Here is a 20,756-nt window from a genome sequence, read left to right as displayed (position 1 = left end):
GTTATGAATAGTACACAATTAACTCATCTTCAACAGCTAGAAGCAGAAAGCATTTATATTCTGCGTGAAGTTGTCGCTGAGTTTGAAAATCCCGTAATGCTTTATTCAATAGGCAAAGATTCATCGGTGATGTTGCATCTAGCGCGTAAAGCATTCTATCCAGGAAAGTTACCTTTTCCATTACTGCATGTTGATACGGGATGGAAATTCAGAGAAATGTATGAATTTCGCGATAAAACAGCGAAAGAATATGGTTTTGATCTAAAGGTTTATCGTAATCCTCAAGGTGAAGAGCTGGGTATTAATCCTTTTATTCATGGCAGTGCAAAGCACACTGACATCATGAAGACAGAAGGATTAAAACAAGCATTAGATAAGTTTGGTTTTGATGCGGCATTTGGTGGAGCTCGTCGTGATGAAGAAAAATCACGTGCTAAAGAGCGAATTTATTCTTTTAGAGATAAATCCCACCGCTGGGAGCCTAAAAATCAACGCCCTGAATTATGGAAAAATTATAACGGTCAAATAAATAAAGGGGAGAGTATTCGAGTATTTCCTCTATCTAATTGGACTGAACTCGATATTTGGCAATATATCTACTTGGAAAATATTGATATTGTGCCTCTCTATTTTGCTAAAAACAGACCCGTTATTGAGCGTGATGGAACGCTTATTATGGTTGATGATGACAGAATCGACCTTAAAACAGGTGAAGTTATTACACAACAACAAGTTCGGTTTAGAACATTAGGTTGCTGGCCATTAACAGGTGCTATTCCATCACAGGCTGAAACACTACCTGAAATTATTGAAGAGATGTTGATCTCAACAAGCAGTGAACGACAAGGGCGTCTGATTGATAGTGATCAATCAGCTTCGATGGAATTGAAAAAGCGCCAAGGTTACTTTTAACAGGAGGGTATGATGAGATCAGCAGCCATAAAAACGAATCAACTTATTGTGAGTGAAATCGCGCAATCAGGTGGTGTTGAAAGTTACCTGAAAACGCAACAAAACAAAGGGTTATTACGATTTTTAACCTGCGGTAATGTTGATGATGGTAAAAGTACATTAATTGGACGTTTACTACATGATACGCGCCAGATCTATGAAGATCAGCTATCAACACTGCAAAATGAAAGTAAAAAAATAGGGACACAAGGCGAAAAACTTGATCTTGCCTTGCTGGTGGATGGACTTGCCGCAGAAAGAGAGCAAGGGATCACTATCGATGTTGCTTATCGTTATTTTTCAACAGCAAAACGCAAATTTATCATTGCAGATACACCAGGCCATGCGCAATACACGCGTAATATGGTGACAGGAGCTTCAACCAGTACACTTTCTATTCTGCTGATCGATGCTCGAAAAGGCGTACAAGAGCAAACACGTCGCCATAGCTTTATCAGTACATTATTGGGAATTCGCCATCTTATCGTGGCCATTAATAAAATGGATCTTGTTGATTACCAACAAGACGTTTTTAATGCCATTGAACAAGATTATCTCGCCTTTGCACAACAGTTGCCTAATGATCTCACGATTGAATTTGTGCCTATTTCTGCTCTTGATGGTGATAATGTTGTCTCGCCATCGCGTTTTATGCCTTGGTATCAAGGTGAATCACTACTGACATTACTTGAACAGGCTCCTGTTAAATTTGGTGAAAAAACATTGCCATTGCGTTTTCCTGTGCAATATGTGAATCGTCCTGATTTGGACTTTAGAGGATACAGTGGCACTATCGCTTCAGGTTCCCTTTATCAAGGACAAGCCATCAAAATATTACCAGCAGGGCAAATTTCAACAATTAAACGTATTGTGACCTTTGATGGCGATTTAACACAAGCCAAAGCAGGACAAGCGATTACATTGGTTTTAGATGATGAAATTGATATTAGCCGTGGTGATATCTTTGTTGATGCCAATGATACAAGTGTGCATATCTCCTATCATGCTTTAGTTGATATAGTATGGATGGCAGAACAGCCATTAGTGCAAGGCGCTCTTCTTGATATCAAAATCGCAGGTAAAAAGAGCCGTGCTAAAATTGAGAATATTCATCATCAAATGGATATTAATAAATTGACTCAACAACCAGCAGAAAGTTTGGTGCTAAATGCCATTGGTAGCGTCGAACTTTCTTTTGAAGAGCCATTAGTCTTTGATAGTTACCAAGATAATCCACAAACCGGTAGCCTAATTTTTATTGATAGGCTGAGTAATGTAACGGTAGGTGCTGGACTTATTCGTGAAGTAAGGCAAACACCCACAAAATCATCATCACAATACGATGCTTTTGAAATCGAACTTAATCAGCTAATCAGACGTCATTTTCCTCATTGGGGAGTAAGAGATCTTCTTGGGGGCAAAGAGTGACAGGAAAAACAGATATTGTATGGCATAACCATAAAATAGATCTGGTACAACGAGAATTAAATCAAGCACACAAAGGATGTGTGCTTTGGTTTACGGGATTATCAGGATCAGGTAAATCCACACTTGCTGATGCCTTAGAACAACATTTTTATCACTATTCACAAACACATTCACCCATTCGGACATATTTATTGGATGGCGATAATTTACGCCATGGATTATGTGCTGATCTTGGTTTTAGCGAGGAGGATCGACATGAAAATATTCGTCGTGTAGGGGAAGTGGCTAAATTAATGGTTGATGCAGGACTCATCGTGTTAACCGCGTTTATTTCACCTTATCGACAAGATAGACAACAAATTAGAGACAGTTTTTCTCAAGGACGATTTGTTGAGATCTTTGTTGATACACCTTTAGATGTATGTGAATCACGTGATCCCAAAGGCCTTTATCAAAAAGCGAGGCGAGGAGAAATAACACAATTCTCTGGTATTGATTCGCCTTATGAGGCACCTTTATATCCAGAATTACACCTCGATGGCACACGCTCCCTTTCTGAATTAACTCAGCAAATCATCGATTTTTTAAACAAAAATAAATTTTACGAATTAGACTAATATTTGTATTAATCTATATTGTGTATTCTCTACTCACAGAGAATACACATTTTTTGTGATTAATAATGTAATATATTCCCGCGCTTTTGTGGCGTCTATGATTGAGTTGTGGGATGATTAGCCCATTAATCTTGGGGGTGGTAATGGGGAAATTGACAGTCTTACTTCTTATTTTGCTTGGTGGATTACAATATTCATTGTGGTTAGGTAAAAATGGCATTCATGATCACAGCAAAGTGACGGAAGAAGTGGAATCTGCATTAGCACAAAACGCACAATTAAAAGCGCGTAATGATAGGCTATTTGCAGAGATTGATGACCTCAACGGCGGACAAGAAGCATTAGAAGAGCGTGCTCGTACTGAATTAGGCATGATAAAACCTAATGAGACATTTTTCCGTATTGTGAATGACAAGTCTCAACCACGTCGTTAATTTATTAAATTAATAGTGTGTCTAGATATAAATATCATAATGAATAAAAAAAACTCAATTCCTCCTATTGTTGCGGTGATCCCTGCTGCAGGTATAGGAAGCAGAATGCAATCATCCTGCCCTAAGCAATACCTTAAAATTAGTGGCGTAACTATTCTTGAGCATACCCTTAATGCTTTACTAAAACATTCACGTATCAGTCAAATTATTGTTGCGATTAGCCCAGAAGATAACTATTTTCACAAGCTTTCAATTGCTAAAGATAAAAGAATTATAACGGTTAACGGTGGTGGTGAACGGGCTGATTCTGTGCTTTCAGGATTAACTTATGTGACTGAGCATTTTCCTAAAGAAACATGGGTTTTAGTTCATGATGCAGCAAGACCTTGTTTGTATTTTGGTGATTTGGATGCACTCATTCAATTAATTGATACAAAGCACACTGACTCACAGTTTATTGGTGGGATCTTAGCATCTCCGGTTAGAGATACTATGAAGCGTAGTTATCAAACAAATAGCCATATTGAACAAACGGTTGACAGAACGACACTGTGGCATGCGCTAACCCCACAATTTTTTCCTGCCATCTTGTTAAAAAACAATATTGAAAAAGCACTTTCACAAAATGCGACAATTACTGATGAAGCTTCTGCTATGGAGTTTTGTGGCTATGAGCCACTATTAGTGAAAGGGCGAGCAGATAATATTAAAGTGACACAGCCAGAAGACTTGGCGCTTGCAGAGTTTTTTCTCTCTCGTCAAATTACCCGTATAAGGAATAAATAATATGAGAATCGGACACGGTTACGATGTGCATAAATTTGGTGGAGAAGGCCCAATTATTATTGGTGGTGTGAGAATTCCTCATGAACAAGGACTTCTTGCTCATTCTGATGGTGATGTAGTTCTCCATGCTATTACTGATGCTATTTTAGGCGCTGTAGCCATGGGCGATATTGGTACCCTTTTCCCTGATACCGATCCCGCTTTCAAAGGTGCTGATAGCCGTGTTTTATTAAGAGAAGCGTTCTCTCGTGTTATGGCAAAAGGTTATCGTATTGGTAATTTAGATGTCACGATTATTGCTCAAGCTCCAAAAATGCTACCTCACACGCCACAAATGCGCGTTAATATTGCAGAAGACCTACAATGTCATATGGATGATATTAACGTTAAAGCAACAACTACAGAAAAATTAGGATTTGTTGGACGCAAAGAAGGTATTGCTTGTGAAGCAGTTGTTTTACTTACCAAAGAGTCATTATCTTAATGAGTGAATTACTAGAACTTCAATGGTTACATGGAAAACCACAAGCAACAGGTCTTTTAAAAGTAAAACCTGAAGATTTTATTGTTCGTGAAGAGCTTGGCTTTACCCTCGATGGTGAAGGTGAGCATGTCATGGTCAAAGTAAGAAAAACGGGGTGCAATACTGCATTTGTTGCTGAAAAATTAGCTAAATTTGTCGGTATTCACCCTCGTGATGCTAGCTATGCAGGCTTAAAAGATAGAAATGCGGTTACAGAACAATGGTTCTGTTTGCGTATGCCAGGTAAAGAAATGCCTGATTTTAGCCAATTTGAACTTGAAGGCTGTGAAATATTAGAAACAACTCGTCAACAACGAAAATTGCGCATTGGTACGTTAAAAGGTAATTATTTTACTTTAGTACTACGAGATATTTCAGATAAAGCCTTTGTTGATACACGTTTAGCGTTAATAAAACAGCAAGGTGTACCTAATTATTTTGGGGCACAACGTTTTGGTCGAAATGGTGATAATCTAAGACAAGCAATGCGTTGGGCAACCAATGAAATTCGTGTGAAAGAGAGGAGTAAACGCAGTTTTTATCTCTCAGCCGCACGCAGTGCGATGTTTAACCATATTGTCAGTGAACGATTAGCGCAAAATCTTTACTCTACGGTATTGCTTGGTGATGCGATGCAACTTCATGGTCGAGGTAGCTGGTTTGTGGTTGACGAAGCAGAGCTTTCTCAAAGCCAAACACGTTATGACGAACATGACATCCATATTACGGCACCTTTACCGGGAAAAGGGGATCTAGGGACACAATTGCAAGCGTTAACGTTTGAAACCAATAATCTTATTGAGTATGAAACGTTTTGGTCATTGGCTCGACAAGAGCGAGTTGATAATACACGACGTGCCATCAATATGTTACCTGAAGATATGTCATGGCATTGGATTGACGACAAAACCGTTTCTCTCTCTTTCTTTTTGATGGCGGGTAGCTTTGCGACAAGCGTTGTTCGAGAATTACTATTATTAGGGAATGAAGATGCTGAAAATATTGGTGAGTAATGATGATGGCGTAATGGCAAAAGGGATACAGACACTCGCCAAGGCATTACGCCAGCGTTATGATGTACAAATAGTCGCACCTGATCGCAACCGTAGTGCAGCGTCTAACTCGCTAACTATTGATAGACCACTACGTAAACAAACGCTTGATAATGGTGATATCGCAATTGTTGAAGGCACACCGACAGACTGTGTGTATCTCGGTGTTAATCATCTGGTTTTACCTCGCCCTGATATTGTTGTTTCTGGCATTAATCATGGACCTAATTTGGGTGATGATGTCATTTACTCTGGTACTGTTGCAGCTGCGACAGAAGGGCGGTTTTTAGGATTACCTGCTATTGCTGTTTCTTTAGATGGTGAAACGCATTTTGAGACAGCAGCACAAATTACCTGTGATATTTTAGCGATGTTACAACGTATTCCATTAAGAGCGGGGAATATTTTAAATATTAATGTTCCAGATATTCCACTTGATGAGATTAAAGGTTTACGTATTACTCGCTGTGGCAGCCGCCATGCATCACAACATGTATATACGCAAACAGACCCTAAGGGGAATACACTTTACTGGATAGGGCCTCCTGGTGAGAAAAATGATGTTGGTCCTGACACCGATTTTGCAGCTATTGATGAAGGTTATATCTCCATTACGCCACTCCATGTAGATTTAACAGCTTATAAAGCCCTTGAATTACTACAGAACTGGTCAAATAAAGCAGAGGTTAAAAAAACATGTTAAGTCGGTCAATGAAAGACTTACTGACAATGTTAAAAGAGCACGGCATCAAGGATGAAAGCCTGCTTGAAGCGATAAGTAAAGTACCTAGAGAGCACTTTATTGATGAAGCGCTTTCTCATAAGGCTTATGAAAATACGGCTTTACCTATTGGTAATGGTCAAACAATTTCACAACCTTATATTGTTGCTAAAATGACAGCATTATTGGAATTAACGCCAGATGATTGCGTTTTAGAAATTGGCACAGGCTCTGGTTACCAAACGGCAATATTAGCGAATCTTGTTCATCATGTAAGTTCTGTCGAACGAATAAAATCATTACAATGGCAGGCAAAACGACGCTTTAAACAGCTTGATCTGCATAATATATCTACTCGTCATGGTGATGGATGGGAAGGGTGGACATCTAAAGGTCCATTTGATGCTATTATAGTGACAGCATGCGCTATTGAAGTACCACAACAGTTATTAATGCAACTTGCAGAAGGTGGCAGAATGATTATTCCTGTCGGTGAGCAACATCAAGTATTGAAGTTTATTCGTCGATTAGGTAATGATTTTCACTATCAATCTATCGAAGCTGTTCGATTTGTTCCTTTAATTTCTGGTGAGCTTGCCTAATTTCCAGATTAATCTGACCGTTTTTTATTACTGGATTTTAACAGCTTGTCGTAATCTGCTCTAATAAATGAAACATTTTCAAAAAATTAACGTCTTTTTGTGTCACTTTGCAAATTGGTAGGCGCTAATACCTTTAAAAGGGAGAAGGAAGTATGAATTCAGAACGCCCAATTAAACATATTCGCTGGGCAATCCTCTGTTCGGTAGTGGGATTGGCATTAACTGGTTGTGCAGATACACCTTATCGCCCTGCACCTATTACCTCTGTTAAAGATGGCTCTTCAAATAATACGGTATCAAATACACCGACTATGAATAGTGGAGCGACGCCGGTAGAAAGAAGTTCAGCAACACCACTACAATCTGCGCCACCTTCAAGTATTAAGACGAATTCATCACCAAGTAACATTAATACCAGTCAGCCACAAAATAGGCCAGTACAAAATACGACTATGCCACGTAATGTTGCAACCAATGATTCAGGCCGTATTGTTTATAACCGCAACTATGATGCTATCCCTAAAGGAAATTACGACGGTAATACTTATACCGTAAAACGGGGTGACACAATGTTTTATATTGCATGGATAACAGATAGTGATGTAACAGAGCTGGCTGCAATGAATAATATTCCAGAGCCATATAGCTTGAACGTAGGGCAAGTACTCAATATTGGTAACCGTCAAGTCAATACCGGTACAAATACCAATGTAAACAAATCTGTTATTAATACTTCAAGCAGTGCGGGTGTTCAAACGGCACAAACTAAGCCAAAAACAAATATTGCTGATGGTCCTCTTATCACCAAACCAACAACAACGCCGAAAACAACAACACCGCCACCAACAACGAGTACTACAACAACAACGCCAGTACCAACAAAAACGGCAACCACAGGTAAATGGCTATGGCCTGCACAAGGTAAAATTATTGAAAATTACTCGAGTGCACCAGGTGGTAATAAAGGAATTGATATTGGTGGGACTAAAGGCTCACCTATTGTTGCAACTGCAGCAGGTAAAGTCGTGTATGCAGGTAGTGCGCTAAGAGGCTATGGTAACTTAGTGATTATCAAACACAATGACGAGTATCTCAGTGCTTATGCTCACAATGACACTATTTTGGTACGAGAACAGCAGAATGTGAATGCAGGACAACAAATTGCGACCATGGGAAGTACAGGAACAAGTTCTGTACGATTACACTTTGAAATTCGTTATAAAGAAAAATCACTTAACCCAATGAGCTATTTACCTAAAAAATAGATAAGCAATTTAACAGTATTGATAGTGAATTATCCTAATTTTAAACACCCTTCTTAATCCAAAGAAGGGTGTTTTTTATTAATTACATGATTAAAATATTGAAATTGAATAAAAATATTACGTATAAACACGTATTTTTAGATAGATAAATTGAAATATCTTTATAAAAATATAGATAAGGCTAATTAGACAGTTGATTCTAATGCAATGAATGAGTATGCTAAAAACGTCGATTAAAAAGCAAATTAGGAATTATTGGTATTTATTGATGGTTTATAAATGAATATATTATTTAGAGTTTATTTTCTATTTTTGATAATTCTATTAAATAATGAATAATATAAGTTATCTAATGTATTTATTTGCTTTTTTATGATGACAATAGTCACAAAGCATTCATTATATAAAGTAATCTTATGTGTAAATAATTATAAAAACACATGGGAATATAACAAGAAAAACTGTTAATAAATGTAATCAACTAGCTAAGTTATATATTGATTAAATAAATAATAAGATTAACAGTAAAATAGATTAAGTTATTTTTATTTGGTAATTCGTTACAAGGGAAAATCAGTAAACCCGTTGTGATATTACACAGCGATAAACTGGTAAATAGACTTCATATTGATAGTTATTTACCTAAATTATCTAGGGTAGGAGCAGCTGATGAGCCAAAGTACACTAAAAGTGAACGAGTTATATACAGATGAAATAGATGAGAACATGGATGAGTTCGATGAGGTTGCTGCAAAAGAAGCAGAAAATGAGTCTGATACTCAAGATGAAATTGAATTAATTGAAGGTGTGAATCAGCGTGCACTTGACGCAACTCAGCTCTATTTAGGTGAAATAGGCTATTCTCCATTGCTGAGTGCTGAAGAAGAAGTATTTTTTGCTCGTAGGGCACTACGAGGTGATATCCCTTCAAGACAACGAATGATAGAAAGTAACTTGCGTTTAGTTGTTAAAATATCTCGTCGCTATACTAATCGAGGCCTTGCGCTTCTTGATTTAATCGAAGAAGGTAACTTAGGTCTGATTAGAGCTGTTGAAAAGTTTGATCCTGAGAAAGGATTCCGTTTCTCAACCTATGCTACATGGTGGATACGTCAAACGATAGAACGCGCCATCATGAATCAAACTCGTACTATTCGCCTGCCAATTCATATCGTAAAAGAACTCAATGTTTATCTAAGAACTGCAAGATCGAGCTTGCAGAAAGCTAAATTTAAACTAAAATGCACTATCACCTGTTTGATGTGAGACTACCATGAAAAAGAACGAATTAATTCAAGCAACAAGGCCAACTCGTACTCAACTTATTCGTTCGGTCGCGACCTCTACGGCGATTGAAACAGGGCAGGAGTCCCGTCGCCTTGAAGAAGAAATGAAAGCAAAGCGTGAGAAGTTTGGGCATTTGAAACTTGCGATTTAGTTCGCTTTCAAGGCTTCGTTAACCCAATATTTCATGGGTTCATAGTTAAGGTTTAACCCTGCGTGGATTGCTGCAATGTACTGCTCGGGGTGTTGAGTCCAACTTTCATAGTCTAACGGTTGAAACCCAGCTTGTACTGCCATCACATCAGCGAGTAGCCGCGATAAGCGCCCATTACCTTCCCTAAAGGGATGTATCAGAATCAACTCCACATGTACCGTGGCAATAGCCTCTATGACTTGTTCTCTGCTCATATTGGTGCAAGGCGTGTACTTCGCTAGATACTCTTTTTCAAATTGAGCAAGTAACTTTGCAACTCGACCCGCAGGGGCAAACATAAAGCCACCTTTGCTAATATTCACCGTGCGTAATTGACCAGCCCACTCGTAAACATTCCCTAACCATTGGCGGTGCCAACGCTGAATAAGAGATACTGTGATTTGCTCTGTTGGAAATTGTTCTTCAAAAATGGTTTGATACAGTTTTTCTAACAGGACAAGCTCAGCATCATTGATATCATCAACGTTTGAAAGCCCCAGCTTGTTAGCTAGCACTTCTTCATCAGAACCATCAGCAAATTTTGCTTCGCTGTTAAACACATCGTATTTATTCATATAAGCGTGTTCTTGTGGTGTGAGTATGAATTTTGTACGTTATAATGCTAAAAACATCAAATAAATAATAACTACCTATAAATCAACAGATTAATTAAGTGTAGGTTAAATTATAGGTTTTGCTGAAAAATTAATAAATATCGTTATATTTCAACGCTAACACGCTCATGCATCATGGGTATGTAGGATTCGAGATTTTGGTTATCTATCATAAACGTGTTTTTATTAACCTATTGAATTTGTTTGACTCTGTCTATTTTAAATTTTCTAATCAATTTTATTTTATCTTATAAAATAGCACGGTAACCCAGAATTAATTGTTAGCTGAATAGAGAGTAAGAATGACTGTCAGGATATAATAAGTCCACGAAAAGTACCAATTTATACATTGAATTAAAATACAAATAATATATCTATAAATAATACTCTACCAATAAAAAGAGCCTTGAAAATCGGCTCTCAAAGCTCAGTATTTAAAACGCAGATGTAAATAGGATATTTTTACATTACAACATCAGATTGTACTTGAGATAATTTTCTTACCCATGGGTTATTTTGTTTAAACTCTTTAGGGAGATTATTTATCGCTTTCTTAGCTGATGATGTTGTTGCAAACTCACCATAAACAAGCACATACCATTGACGTCCATTACGTTGTGTTTCATAAATCCAATAATTGGTTAATTTATGGCGTTTAGCGCTTTCTAATAACCCGTCTTTTTGTGCTGCACTGGCAAGTTGTAGCGTAAAATGTAGAGCTGATGCAGATTGTGGATGACCACCTAAGTTCCATTCATTATTAATATTGGTATTTTTAGGCTTTATTGTGATAGGTGGCTTTTCCATTATAGGTGCTGGTGTTATTGGTAATAACTCAACGTTTTCTACGGTAGAAGAGATGGATATTTCTGACTCAATTTCGGGTGTTTTTTCAATAATATCTTCGTTCTTAATCTTATCGTCTTTAATATCATCCTCAATTTTTTCTTTAGGATTTTTTTCAAATATTTCAACTGATAAGCTATCAACAATATTATCGTGTTCTAATTCTGGCGCTATAACACTATTTTCAATAGGTAGTGGTTTATCAATATGTAGCCAATGCTGTAAATAGCGAAGGGCATTGGCACTCCATTGCCAAAATATATCGGCATAAGGTGTGATAATTGCCGTTTTTTCTTCCGTAATTTGTACAATAGAGTCTTCTTGATAATTTGAAGTTAACTCAGGTAAATAATCACATTCTTGGAAAGTAGGATAACGATATATCTTGGCGTGTTGCTGATTACTTTCTACCGCAGATAAAGCTTGCTGTGCCATAGATTGAACTTCAATATCATTTTGTTGAACAGCTTTATTTAACCAAATTTCAGTACAATATCGATTTAATTCACCACCAATACCATCGTAATACATAACGCCTAAATTATATTGTGCCAATGGATAATTTAAACGTGCGGCTTTGTGTACCCAATAGCGACCTTTAGGAATATCTTGTTGAACATCATCACCATTAATATAGTGAACACCAAAGTCATATAACATGGCTGGTGTACCTGATATTTCAAGTTGTTTCTCACATTGCTGTTCTATTTGTGTATTGCTAAAACATTGAGAGAGATTGTCTAATTTAACTCTCTCATTATCTGTTAGTGAATTTTCAGCATAAGCAGTGTTTATTTCGATACATAACAGAAATATCCACGTAAGATTTTTTTTATTCATTTTTGTTGCGATATCTCATGACATAAAGAAAAGGGAGCTCTTATTAAGCTCCTTTTTAGATGAGTTCTGGGATTCAATCCCAATCAATGGTAATCGTAGCGGTTCCTGAAGCTGAGCCCTGTGTATATCCTTCACCTCGTGAGCAAAGACTAAAGCGATAAGGAATGGTATTGATTCCTTGTTGTAAGTTAATGTCGACAATATTGGAAGGAACCTCTGAAGTACCAACGCCGAAGGTAATGCCCGAGGAACTACAAGGTGAGTATATTTTTTTTATAGAGGCTCGTACTGTTGCAGGAGCAAGACTCCCATCAGTATCCATTATTAATCTCAAGTCATTGGTGTACCCTTGAGTTGTTCCCTTAAGTGTTAGTTTTGCTGGGGTAGAAAGACTACTATCTCCTCCAGTACAATCTACAGTTAAACTACCATCAACAGCACCAAGAACATCCCTTCTATTACCTCCTGGTTTACCTCCTGTATTTCCAGGAAAATCCCATAAATTAACGTCACCAAAAGCGATTTCTGGTGGTGGTGATATGGTACAAACGACGGGAGGATCTACTATGGTAAAAGTAGATGACTTAACTAAATTTACGCTATATGATACTTTACTCATTCCTTTGACTAATTCAACATTAGGAAACGAATATGTTCCTTTGGGGACACCTTTTTTTGCGTAAAGTGTTATTTTTCCAGAAAAGTTAGCATAATCTCCCGGATAGACGCTCGCGTAACTAGATTGATATGCCCCACACCAAGTATATCCGGACTCAGGCATTGCATTGCCTGAAAATACGCCATTACTATCCCATGTACCTGTGGCGATAGTATTATTGCTATATAGTACTCCAGTGGCAGTTCCTTCAAAGACAATAATGATAGGTGTACTATCGTTGTTTAAGGAAATACCAGTAAATGAATCTACTTTCAATAGTCTAGATGTCTTTAGGCAATAGTGTACATAATCAGAACTATTTGAAACGTTGATTCCTATACCATAATAACCAGCCCAATGGCGAGCATCATTATAGTAATCTCCTAATTTAGGGGCAACACCAGGAATTGATGCGGATACATCGCTTGACCATAATATACCGCTATCTCTATTAAATGACCCCGTTGGTCCTGGTACGGCTAATACTGAAAAACACGTCATTAGGCTTGTTGTTTGGATTGTTATTTTTAAATATTTAAGAGACATTTTTATATATCACCCGCTTATTTTATTTTTAATAAATGAGATAAAAGAGAGGTTTTTATTACTAATCCCAATCAAGCGTAATCGTAGCGGTACCTGAGGCTGAACCCTGTTTATAACCTTCACCGAGTGAGCAAAGGCTAAAGCGATAAGGAATGGTATTGATACCTTGTTGTAAGTTAATGTCGATGACATTCCTTTTAGTACCCTCATTATCAGCCGAAAACCATATCCCGTTACTATTACAAGGTGAATATAACTTTTGGATAGAAGCTCTTACGGTAGCTGGGGCAACACTACCATCACTATCCATGGTCATTTTTAAATCATTAACATATCCCTGAGTAGTTCCCTTAAGTGTTAGTTTTGCGGGCACAGAAAGACTACTATCTCCGCCAATACAATCTACTGTTAAATTACCATCAACAGCACCTAGAACATCCTTTCTATTGCCTCCTGGTTTATCCCCTGTATTTCCAGGGAAATCCCATAAATTAACGTCACCAAAAGCGATTTCTGGTGGTGGTGATATGGTACAAGAGAGAGGGTCTACTATGGTAAAAGTAGATGACTCAACTAAACTTTCTCTAAATTTAGTTAAATTATTTCCTTTCACAAATTCTATATTAGGGAACGTATATGTCCCTTTGTTGGCGTTTTTTTGGGCATAAAGTGTTATTCTTCCAGAAAAGTTAGCGTAATCACCTTGAGTGACTGTCCCGCTATTATTTTGATATGCCCCACACCAAGTATACCCCGATCCAGGCATTGCATCGCCTGAGAATACGCCATTACTATCCCATGTACCTTTGGCGACACTACTCCCCCCATCTATTGCTCCAGTGGCAGTTCCTTCAACGACAATAATGATAGGTATGCTTTTGTTTTTTACGTAAACACCAGTAAATGAATCTACTTTCAATAGTCTAGATGTACTTAGGCAATCATGTGGATAATATGTATCGTTGAATCCTATACCAAAATAACCAGCCCAATGGCGAGCATCATTATTGGTCATTGTTTGTGAGGTAGAGGTAACAGAAATTGATGCGGATACATCACTTGACCATAATATACCGCTATTTCTATTAAATGATCCCGTAGGTCCTGGTACGGCTAATGCTGAAAAACACGCCATTACGCTAGATATTTGAATAGCGAGTTTTAATTTTTGAATGTAATGATTCATATTTATATTACCTATATTTAAATATCTTTTGTTTTTATTTAAATGTTTTCCAGCGTGAAAAAACGGCAATATTTTCTTTGAGCTGAATATTTTCTGTTGATATTATTGGTGTTGTATTTATTTCTTTATTTTCTAAAGCATTTGAGTCTTTATTAGGACTGGTTAAATCGCTATTTTCGCAAATATAGGTTATCTGACGTATAGGATTATCTGCACTTACCGTTAAGTTAGCTAAGTTAAAACTAATATTGCACTGTTTATCGGGCGTATTACCCCACTTAATAAATAATTGCCCTTTTTCAGGAAGACCCGCTAAATAAACCTGCCCTAAATCGCCCACAATACCGCTAATGACATCACTTAAACTTTCATTATTTACTAATGTTGCAATAGCACCAAAAGGAACCGGTTTTTGGTTTTGTTGTTTTAGTGTGATTAATGCTTGATAGCCAACACGAGTTGCAATATCAACTTTTACTACTGCACCTTTAGTGGGATAAATATTCACATTAGAATGCGGTAAATCAACCCCTTCAGGTAAGGTTGTAGGATCGATACCCACGCTATTTTTCATATAATCAGTAAGATAAGGTGCAATCGCATAACCTTGACCATCTACTGCCGAATCGCCATTAATCAATTTAGCGCCAGTTGCACCTGGTGCATTGATTAATGCGACAGATTCACCTAATGAACGAGAAAGGGTGACACCACCGCTATGCACTAACATGCCACCACTCAGGCTCATATTTAACGAATTTGAGTTATTGCTATAGCTATATCCTGTGCTGATATTCCCTTTACTTCCTTGATAACCAATATTGGCATTACTGGTTGCTGTTTGCCCTTGATTACCCCAACTTTGAGATACGTTGTAAGACATTGCATTATTGAATGTGCTACCACTTAATCCCATCTGATTTTGTGTACGCCCTTTATTGTCATGCGTCATTGATGTTGTGGCATAAATCGATTGCAGGCTTGATGAGTTGCCAAAAATACGGAAAGGTACACTGACATTTAAGCTGATTTGACGGTTTTCTGGCCATTGGCCATTAGTATCTTTAATGCGGTCAATATTGTAATTAAGACCGTAGCTTACGCCTTTGGTACTCCCACTATAACCAATCGATAATCCAGTTAATGTCTTATTATTTCCCCAATAATCATCACGATTAGCACGGAAGCTTAAAGAGCCATATCCACCTAATTGTTGGCTAAGCTGAGTTTGGAAACTACTACGACGACGTTGTAGTGTCCATGGACTAAGGCCTTCTTCTAAGCTATAACCTTGGCTATTAAATTCGCTAAAATTATAATAATGCTCAGTGGAGTAACGTAAAGCCGTTAAATCAACAGAAGTTCCTGTTGAGGTCAAACTTTTGGAGTAACGTATCCGATATGATTGACCTGTTTTACGATCAGATTGATTATTATTTGATGTAAATTTAGCGGTAGAGTGTGTCATATCAACAGAGACAGCACCGATATCACCAAGTGAAACACCGGTTCCTACGCTGGTGGCTTGATAATCTTTAGCAACCAATGCTCCACCAAATAGCGTAATACCACTTTGCAAGCCATAAACACCTGTACCCAGTACAAAATCAGACTGGCGAGAGCCTTTCGTCATCGAACCATTATAACGACCTGCGGTTAACTCATATTGCCAACCACCAGGGCGTAACATCATCGGTAATGCAGAATAGGGCACAATAAAGCGGCGTTCAGTACCATCAGCTTCTGTTACGGTCACATCATAGTCACCTGATAAACCCGCTTGTTGAATATCATTGATATAAAATGGGCCTGGTGCGACATAGGTTTCATAAACGATATTACCGTTTTGTCGTACTGTAATTCTGGCATTAGTATTTGCTACACCACTAATAGCAGGTGCATATCCACGTAATTGGCTGGGTAGCATTTGCTCATTTGAAACGAGTTTAATCCCTTTAAATGAGACGCTATCAAAGATATCACTACCGGTACTTGCTTCACCAGCATAGATAGTTGAACGCAATGCTTTGATATCACGGGATAAATAGGTATTAGAAAAATTGGTATCTTGGCGCGTATTATTTGATTGATTAGCTTGCCCATCGTATTTCACATAACTGTGTGTCATTGAGCTACGTAAACGCCATGCACCAATATTCGCACCACCACGAACAGAAGCAAATAAGTTGTTTGTTTGTGTTGTATTTTGGTTATTATGATTGCGGTTTTGACTCCCACTAAGGCTATAATTAAACAGCAAGGCAGGAATACCATCTTCCCAGCGATCCATATTCACGTATCCTTTATAAGTTGGATTCATCGCAACTTGAGGAATACTGAGATTGAGCCGTAATGAAGAAACATCAAATTTAACCGTTGAATGTGGGATATAGGCAGTTAAATCATTAATAATCTCATCTTCTTTCAATGATTTTAGTTCAGGGATATTAGGAACATTAATTCCCCAACTTTCGAGTAATTCAGGTGTAAATTGTGGTGTAATTATATTTTTATCATTTTTCTTAAAAAATAGCGCGAACTGCCCTACATCTTGGCTATTTAAAAATACAGATACGGTATATTCACCCTCAGCGATCCCGCCTTCTTGAGCGAAAGCAGAAAGATCGACTTGGTTTGATTCACCACTTAATGTTAAAAAGCTAGGATCAAAATAATCCTCACCATAACACCATGAAGAAATGCCAAACATCACGCCAGCACTTAACAGGCTATAACGAAAAAATGACGGCAGTAAGGCTCGTTTTTTGTTTTTATTCGATTGAATATTTTGCATACAGATATCTCAATATTTAAACAGCCATCAATTAGTTAAGTGATTTAGTTTCTAAAGGCGTTGATTGCCCATAATCATCAATAATTTGCCAACTCACTTTTTTATAATGAGAGGAAGGTAGTGGATAAATTTCATCTGAAAAAGGCGTTAACATGCGTTGCTTTTCTAACGATATTTCATGTGAATCTAACGTTACTTTATTAAGCGTGATGTAATAAGGTGTCGGGTTTTTCACTATTAAGCTTGAGCCTTGTAATGAAAAAGATAATGCTTTAGCACGATCTTCATCACCGATATTTTCTATACCCTCAGGGCGGTAAAATAATTTCAGGTTATTTTCTATCGCTAAAACCATTTTTGTTTTGCCTTCTAACACCGCATTTTCAGGTGTTGATTGGCTTGGAATTGTCTTTAATGACAATGTAAATACAGATTCCCTGTCTTGCGGTAAGTTATTTTTAGTTAATCGAATATAAAGCGTTTTTGCTTCTTCAGGCTCAAAGCGAGTTAATGGCGGTAAAACAATAAAAGGTGTTTCAATATCTGTTATTGCGGTTTCTTCTATTGCTTTATTCTCTGTATTAACAGCAATATCTTGAACGGAGTTTTTATTATTATTTTGTTCAATTTTACCCCAAGGAATAACACGCGCCTGTAATAGAAAAAGGTCTGATGTTTGATTCGTTACCGTGAAATTAATCCCATTTTTTGCCGTTCCAGGATAAATGACACGTGTACTTTCTAATTTTACTCCATTACTTTCTTGCGCTATCGCTTGAGTCATTGGTGCAACTAAAATTACGAGACTAGTAAATAGACCAGCTAATAAAGAAGAACGAGAATAAATTTGCATTGTTAAGCTCCTATTTACTTACCAGACCAACGATAAACTTCACTCATACCGCCGAAATCATTAATCACTGACCATTCAATTGTTGATGCTTTATCCATTTCTTTTATTGAATAGGTTTGCGCTGAAAACGGGGCAATCATAGGACCTTGTTCACGCACATCTATTTCATGGTGATTAAGTGTGAGTTGCGCTAATGTTACATAGTAAGGTGTTGGATTATTCACTATTAATTGAGCGCCTTGTTTATCGAACGTTAGCTTTGCTGGTGCCTCTTTTGCTGGCATAGAAAGCCCTGTTGGGCGATAAAACAGCTTAATAATAGTGCGAATACCAAATGACACTTGTGTTGAAGTTATGCCCTCATCAAATTCATTTTCATCATGCTTTTTCACAGCAGGAATAGCCAAAAAGCTGAGATAAAATACAGACTCCCGATCTAGCGGTAATTTAGAGGTATCATTTTTAGAAATTAACATGCTATTACGGCTTTCTTTCTCTAAACGAAAAAGGGGAGGCGTAATTAAAAAAGGCATTTTTTCGTTAATTTCAGTATTTAAATCTGGTGTCGGTAAAACACGGCTATTTAATAAATAGACTTGATCGCTTTGGTTATTAATAGAAACTTTGGTGCTATTTTCTTTAGCGTTAAATATCACACGAGTTTGACCTAGGCTTAATCCACCTTGTGCTTGGCTGGTATTAATATTTAAAAATAAAGCGAAGAAAAAGCTAGCCACAATAAGAATAGAGTGACGCTGTTTTTGTTTATTCATTATGTCGTTTCTCTTATTCGTAGATAAGATCAAAAGTCACGTTAGCTTGAAATTTACCGCCATGACGCCCTTCATAAGTACAATTACCACACCGTAAAACAGCCGATATAGGTAGTGTGCTATTAATTCCTGATAATTGATCTTCTTTTTTCCAATTACCTTTTACAGTGATATCGCTATTTGCTGCTAAATTATTATTTGAATTGAAAATATTATTTCCTGGAGTGTTTAAATAAACACCATAACCATCAGAATCTTCAGGCCCTAAAGCCGATGAGCGAAAAAGTGTTGAACCAAATGCGGTGGTTTTGTCGCCTGATACTTTTATTTTGGGGATTAATCCCCAGCCCTGACATTCACTTAACGTAATCTCAAATGTTGTGCTTGTTTTAGGTGTACCTGCCTCTGTTGCTGCTTCAATATCTGCTGCGAGTAATGGCTCACCATTATTAAACGTGATAGAAGAGGGGCCACTGACAACACATCCACCACCGATAAATGTGGTGGTAAATCTTAGTGTGGTGCTTGCAGTACCAGCAACAACATCCGTTATTCCCGCTAATGCTATAACGCCACTAATCATGAATTTACTTATTAGAGAATTGATATTTTTTTTCATGCCGAGTTCTCTCATTGTGTTTATTCAAATGACATATTTAGAATTAGCGAAGCGTGAAATTGACCTGGTATCACCTCAGGTTGAAAAGGACCCACTAAACCAACCCACAACACGGCATCACTGCGATAAAAGTTTTTATCATTTAATTCGGTTAATGGCTGACCTAGTCCACCTTTTACAATTGCTGATTTAGGTTGATAAAAATCAGTCACATTAATCGGTTTATCATCAGCAGATTTACGCACCATAAACCCAACGCCATTAGGCGTACCGCTTAAAAACACGGCTTGCTCAGTATCTTGTGAATAAGGCGTTTCACCACTGAGAGTTAATGTAGGAATAATGTTTTCATTCTCATCACCACACATCATTTCTAAGTGCAAAGGCAATACCTGAAATGTTCTCACTGAGCCGGTTAATTGGTTGGCTTGTAATGGTTTAAATTGCAATACATTCTGTGGTAACACTAATTCACAGCTCAGTCCTTTATTTGCCACCATGGCATGTAAAGAGAGTGACGCTTTGTTATCAGCCCATGAATAAACACTTGTGAATAGTAAACAAGTAATAAAACCTAAACGTAATGAAACAGTGGAAAATAAAGTCATTGTCTGCTCCATCTCTTATTCAAATTCAAATTCAAAGGTGATATTCGCTTTTAGCTCACCACCAATACGATTGGGAAAATTACAATCACCACAGGTTAATTGTGCGATTAATGGTAATGAACCATTTAATTTGGCAAGGCTATTTGTTATTTTCCAATCATCGGCAGCTTTAATAATATTTGTCGCTGCTAAATTTGAATTTTCTTTAAAATTACTATCACCAAGTGTTGATAAATAAATACCATAGCCTTTTGCTTCTGAGGCATTATCAGCAAACATGGCATCGCCATATTCTGTTGTTGATTGACCTACCACTTTTATTTTTGGAATTAATCCAAATCCCTTACAGCCTGATAAAGTCAATTTTACGTTTTGTTTTGTAATAGCGTCTTTAGCTTCTATTTGTTCAGGTAAAATAGGTTCATCGTTATTAAAAATAACCGGTGAATCTACAGCAATATTACAAGCACCTTCATAAGCAATATCGGCATTAAATATGACGGTATGTGAACCTGTAATTGAGGCGAATGCTGTTTTTTGTGTAAATAAAAGGACTAATCCAA

General features: G+C 37.4%; 21 protein-coding genes and 1 pseudogene. 12 read left to right on the top strand and 10 right to left on the bottom strand.

Features of this window, described 5'->3' with window-relative positions; translation table 11 throughout:
• The first annotated feature begins 3 nt into the window (after positions 1 to 3).
• The 12 genes and pseudogenes from cysD to M983_RS17500 all read left to right on the top strand — a co-directional run bounded on the left by cysD (position 4) and on the right by M983_RS17500 (position 9,817).
• Positions 4 to 912, top strand: a complete 909-nt coding sequence (gene cysD / locus M983_RS05345; protein WP_066748216.1) for a sulfate adenylyltransferase subunit CysD — start codon at positions 4 to 6, stop codon at positions 910 to 912.
• Between the two features lie 12 nt (positions 913 to 924).
• On the top strand, positions 925 to 2,379 hold the full coding sequence (cysN, locus tag M983_RS05340; RefSeq protein ID WP_066748212.1) for a sulfate adenylyltransferase subunit CysN: 1,455 nt from the start codon (positions 925 to 927) through the stop codon (positions 2,377 to 2,379).
• On the top strand, positions 2,376 to 2,996 hold the full coding sequence (gene cysC, locus M983_RS05335) for an adenylyl-sulfate kinase (protein WP_066748209.1): 621 nt from the start codon (positions 2,376 to 2,378) through the stop codon (positions 2,994 to 2,996). Before cysN ends, cysC begins: the two co-directional genes overlap by 4 nt.
• 143 nt (positions 2,997 to 3,139) lie before the next feature.
• On the top strand, positions 3,140 to 3,430 hold the full coding sequence (ftsB, locus tag M983_RS05330) for a cell division protein FtsB (protein ID WP_066748202.1): 291 nt from the start codon (positions 3,140 to 3,142) through the stop codon (positions 3,428 to 3,430).
• A 39-nt stretch (positions 3,431 to 3,469) separates the two neighbouring features.
• On the top strand, positions 3,470 to 4,216 hold the full coding sequence (gene ispD / locus M983_RS05325) for a 2-C-methyl-D-erythritol 4-phosphate cytidylyltransferase (protein WP_066748199.1): 747 nt from the start codon (positions 3,470 to 3,472) through the stop codon (positions 4,214 to 4,216).
• 1 nt (position 4,217) lies between these two features.
• Positions 4,218 to 4,700 carry a 2-C-methyl-D-erythritol 2,4-cyclodiphosphate synthase gene (ispF, locus tag M983_RS05320; protein ID WP_066748196.1) on the top strand — a complete coding sequence of 161 codons (483 nt, stop codon included), beginning with the start codon at positions 4,218 to 4,220 and terminating at the stop codon, positions 4,698 to 4,700.
• Positions 4,700 to 5,752 carry a tRNA pseudouridine(13) synthase TruD gene (gene truD / locus M983_RS05315; RefSeq protein ID WP_066748193.1) on the top strand — a complete coding sequence of 351 codons (1,053 nt, stop codon included), beginning with the start codon at positions 4,700 to 4,702 and terminating at the stop codon, positions 5,750 to 5,752. The genes ispF and truD overlap by 1 nt, the downstream gene beginning before the upstream one ends.
• A complete protein-coding gene (surE, locus tag M983_RS05310) occupies positions 5,730 to 6,494 on the top strand; it encodes a 5'/3'-nucleotidase SurE (protein ID WP_066748190.1) in 765 nt (254 codons plus the stop codon). Before truD ends, surE begins: the two co-directional genes overlap by 23 nt.
• Entirely contained in the window at positions 6,488 to 7,114 is a 627-nt protein-coding gene (locus tag M983_RS05305) for a protein-L-isoaspartate(D-aspartate) O-methyltransferase (protein ID WP_066748187.1), read from the top strand. The genes surE and M983_RS05305 overlap by 7 nt, the downstream gene beginning before the upstream one ends.
• A gap of 152 nt (positions 7,115 to 7,266) precedes the next feature.
• On the top strand, positions 7,267 to 8,379 hold the full coding sequence (gene nlpD, locus M983_RS05300; RefSeq protein ID WP_066748184.1) for a murein hydrolase activator NlpD: 1,113 nt from the start codon (positions 7,267 to 7,269) through the stop codon (positions 8,377 to 8,379).
• A 669-nt stretch (positions 8,380 to 9,048) separates the two neighbouring features.
• Positions 9,049 to 9,603, top strand: a pseudogene (locus M983_RS05295) (sigma-70 family RNA polymerase sigma factor); the annotation flags it as partial.
• A gap of 49 nt (positions 9,604 to 9,652) precedes the next feature.
• Complete coding sequence (locus M983_RS17500) at positions 9,653 to 9,817, top strand: hypothetical protein (RefSeq protein ID WP_006536548.1); 165 nt, start codon at positions 9,653 to 9,655, stop codon at positions 9,815 to 9,817.
• On the opposite strand, the gene M983_RS05290 is transcribed toward M983_RS17500, so the two are convergent.
• The 10 genes from M983_RS05290 to M983_RS05245 all read right to left on the bottom strand — a co-directional run.
• Complete coding sequence (locus M983_RS05290; protein WP_066748181.1) at positions 9,814 to 10,431, bottom strand: Fic/DOC family protein; 618 nt, start codon at positions 10,429 to 10,431, stop codon at positions 9,814 to 9,816. The two genes, M983_RS17500 and M983_RS05290, sit on opposite strands and share 4 nt — an antisense overlap.
• Positions 10,432 to 10,932: 501 nt before the next feature.
• Positions 10,933 to 12,156 (bottom strand): SPOR domain-containing protein, encoded by a 1,224-nt coding sequence (locus M983_RS05285; RefSeq protein ID WP_066748178.1) that lies wholly within the window; start codon positions 12,154 to 12,156, stop codon positions 10,933 to 10,935.
• Between the two features lie 73 nt (positions 12,157 to 12,229).
• The gene (locus M983_RS05280; RefSeq protein ID WP_066748176.1) at positions 12,230 to 13,360 is read right to left on the bottom strand and encodes a hypothetical protein; all 1,131 of its coding nucleotides are present in this window, start codon (positions 13,358 to 13,360) and stop codon (positions 12,230 to 12,232) included.
• 61 nt (positions 13,361 to 13,421) lie between these two features.
• A complete protein-coding gene (locus M983_RS05275) occupies positions 13,422 to 14,546 on the bottom strand; it encodes a hypothetical protein (protein WP_066748173.1) in 1,125 nt (374 codons plus the stop codon).
• A 34-nt stretch (positions 14,547 to 14,580) separates the two neighbouring features.
• Positions 14,581 to 17,340, bottom strand: coding sequence for a fimbria/pilus outer membrane usher protein (locus tag M983_RS05270; RefSeq protein ID WP_066748172.1), 2,760 nt, complete (start codon positions 17,338 to 17,340; stop codon positions 14,581 to 14,583).
• Between the two features lie 31 nt (positions 17,341 to 17,371).
• Positions 17,372 to 18,193, bottom strand: a complete 822-nt coding sequence (locus M983_RS05265; RefSeq protein ID WP_066748169.1) for a fimbrial biogenesis chaperone — start codon at positions 18,191 to 18,193, stop codon at positions 17,372 to 17,374.
• A gap of 14 nt (positions 18,194 to 18,207) precedes the next feature.
• The gene (locus M983_RS05260; RefSeq protein WP_066748166.1) at positions 18,208 to 18,966 is read right to left on the bottom strand and encodes a fimbrial biogenesis chaperone; all 759 of its coding nucleotides are present in this window, start codon (positions 18,964 to 18,966) and stop codon (positions 18,208 to 18,210) included.
• A gap of 13 nt (positions 18,967 to 18,979) precedes the next feature.
• Entirely contained in the window at positions 18,980 to 19,585 is a 606-nt protein-coding gene (locus M983_RS05255) for a fimbrial protein (RefSeq protein ID WP_066748163.1), read from the bottom strand.
• Positions 19,586 to 19,605: 20 nt separating this feature from the next.
• Positions 19,606 to 20,193 (bottom strand): fimbrial protein, encoded by a 588-nt coding sequence (locus M983_RS05250; protein WP_066748160.1) that lies wholly within the window; start codon positions 20,191 to 20,193, stop codon positions 19,606 to 19,608.
• A gap of 15 nt (positions 20,194 to 20,208) precedes the next feature.
• Positions 20,209 to 20,756 (bottom strand): fimbrial protein (locus tag M983_RS05245; RefSeq protein WP_066748155.1); only part of this gene is annotated, 548 nt, incomplete at its 5' end.

Source organism: Proteus myxofaciens ATCC 19692, from assembly GCF_001654855.1.
Taxonomy (GTDB): domain Bacteria; phylum Pseudomonadota; class Gammaproteobacteria; order Enterobacterales; family Enterobacteriaceae; genus Proteus; species Proteus myxofaciens.
The sequence above is the reverse complement of the archived record's forward strand: the minus strand, read 5'-3'. Positions and strand labels throughout refer to the sequence as shown.

What these genes read in the sequence shown, in the direction of transcription:
- cysD (WP_066748216.1), top strand. Translation starts at nt 4, where the DNA reads ATGAATAGTACACAATTAACTCATCTTCAACAGCTAGAAGCAGAAAGC.
- M983_RS05285 (WP_066748178.1), bottom strand. Translation starts at nt 12,156, where the DNA reads ATGAATAAAAAAAATCTTACGTGGATATTTCTGTTATGTATCGAAATA.
- M983_RS05260 (WP_066748166.1), bottom strand. Translation starts at nt 18,966, where the DNA reads ATGAATAAACAAAAACAGCGTCACTCTATTCTTATTGTGGCTAGCTTT.
- M983_RS05290 (WP_066748181.1), bottom strand. Translation starts at nt 10,431, where the DNA reads ATGAATAAATACGATGTGTTTAACAGCGAAGCAAAATTTGCTGATGGT.
- M983_RS05265 (WP_066748169.1), bottom strand. Translation starts at nt 18,193, where the DNA reads ATGCAAATTTATTCTCGTTCTTCTTTATTAGCTGGTCTATTTACTAGT.
- M983_RS05280 (WP_066748176.1), bottom strand. Translation starts at nt 13,360, where the DNA reads ATGTCTCTTAAATATTTAAAAATAACAATCCAAACAACAAGCCTAATG.
- surE (WP_066748190.1), top strand. Translation starts at nt 5,730, where the DNA reads ATGCTGAAAATATTGGTGAGTAATGATGATGGCGTAATGGCAAAAGGG.
- M983_RS05275 (WP_066748173.1), bottom strand. Translation starts at nt 14,546, where the DNA reads ATGAATCATTACATTCAAAAATTAAAACTCGCTATTCAAATATCTAGC.
- M983_RS17500 (WP_006536548.1), top strand. Translation starts at nt 9,653, where the DNA reads ATGAAAAAGAACGAATTAATTCAAGCAACAAGGCCAACTCGTACTCAA.
- ispD (WP_066748199.1), top strand. Translation starts at nt 3,470, where the DNA reads ATGAATAAAAAAAACTCAATTCCTCCTATTGTTGCGGTGATCCCTGCT.
- M983_RS05255 (WP_066748163.1), bottom strand. Translation starts at nt 19,585, where the DNA reads ATGAAAAAAAATATCAATTCTCTAATAAGTAAATTCATGATTAGTGGC.
- M983_RS05250 (WP_066748160.1), bottom strand. Translation starts at nt 20,193, where the DNA reads ATGACTTTATTTTCCACTGTTTCATTACGTTTAGGTTTTATTACTTGT.
- M983_RS05305 (WP_066748187.1), top strand. Translation starts at nt 6,488, where the DNA reads ATGTTAAGTCGGTCAATGAAAGACTTACTGACAATGTTAAAAGAGCAC.
- cysN (WP_066748212.1), top strand. Translation starts at nt 925, where the DNA reads ATGAGATCAGCAGCCATAAAAACGAATCAACTTATTGTGAGTGAAATC.
- M983_RS05270 (WP_066748172.1), bottom strand. Translation starts at nt 17,340, where the DNA reads ATGCAAAATATTCAATCGAATAAAAACAAAAAACGAGCCTTACTGCCG.
- ftsB (WP_066748202.1), top strand. Translation starts at nt 3,140, where the DNA reads ATGGGGAAATTGACAGTCTTACTTCTTATTTTGCTTGGTGGATTACAA.
- nlpD (WP_066748184.1), top strand. Translation starts at nt 7,267, where the DNA reads ATGAATTCAGAACGCCCAATTAAACATATTCGCTGGGCAATCCTCTGT.
- ispF (WP_066748196.1), top strand. Translation starts at nt 4,218, where the DNA reads ATGAGAATCGGACACGGTTACGATGTGCATAAATTTGGTGGAGAAGGC.
- truD (WP_066748193.1), top strand. Translation starts at nt 4,700, where the DNA reads ATGAGTGAATTACTAGAACTTCAATGGTTACATGGAAAACCACAAGCA.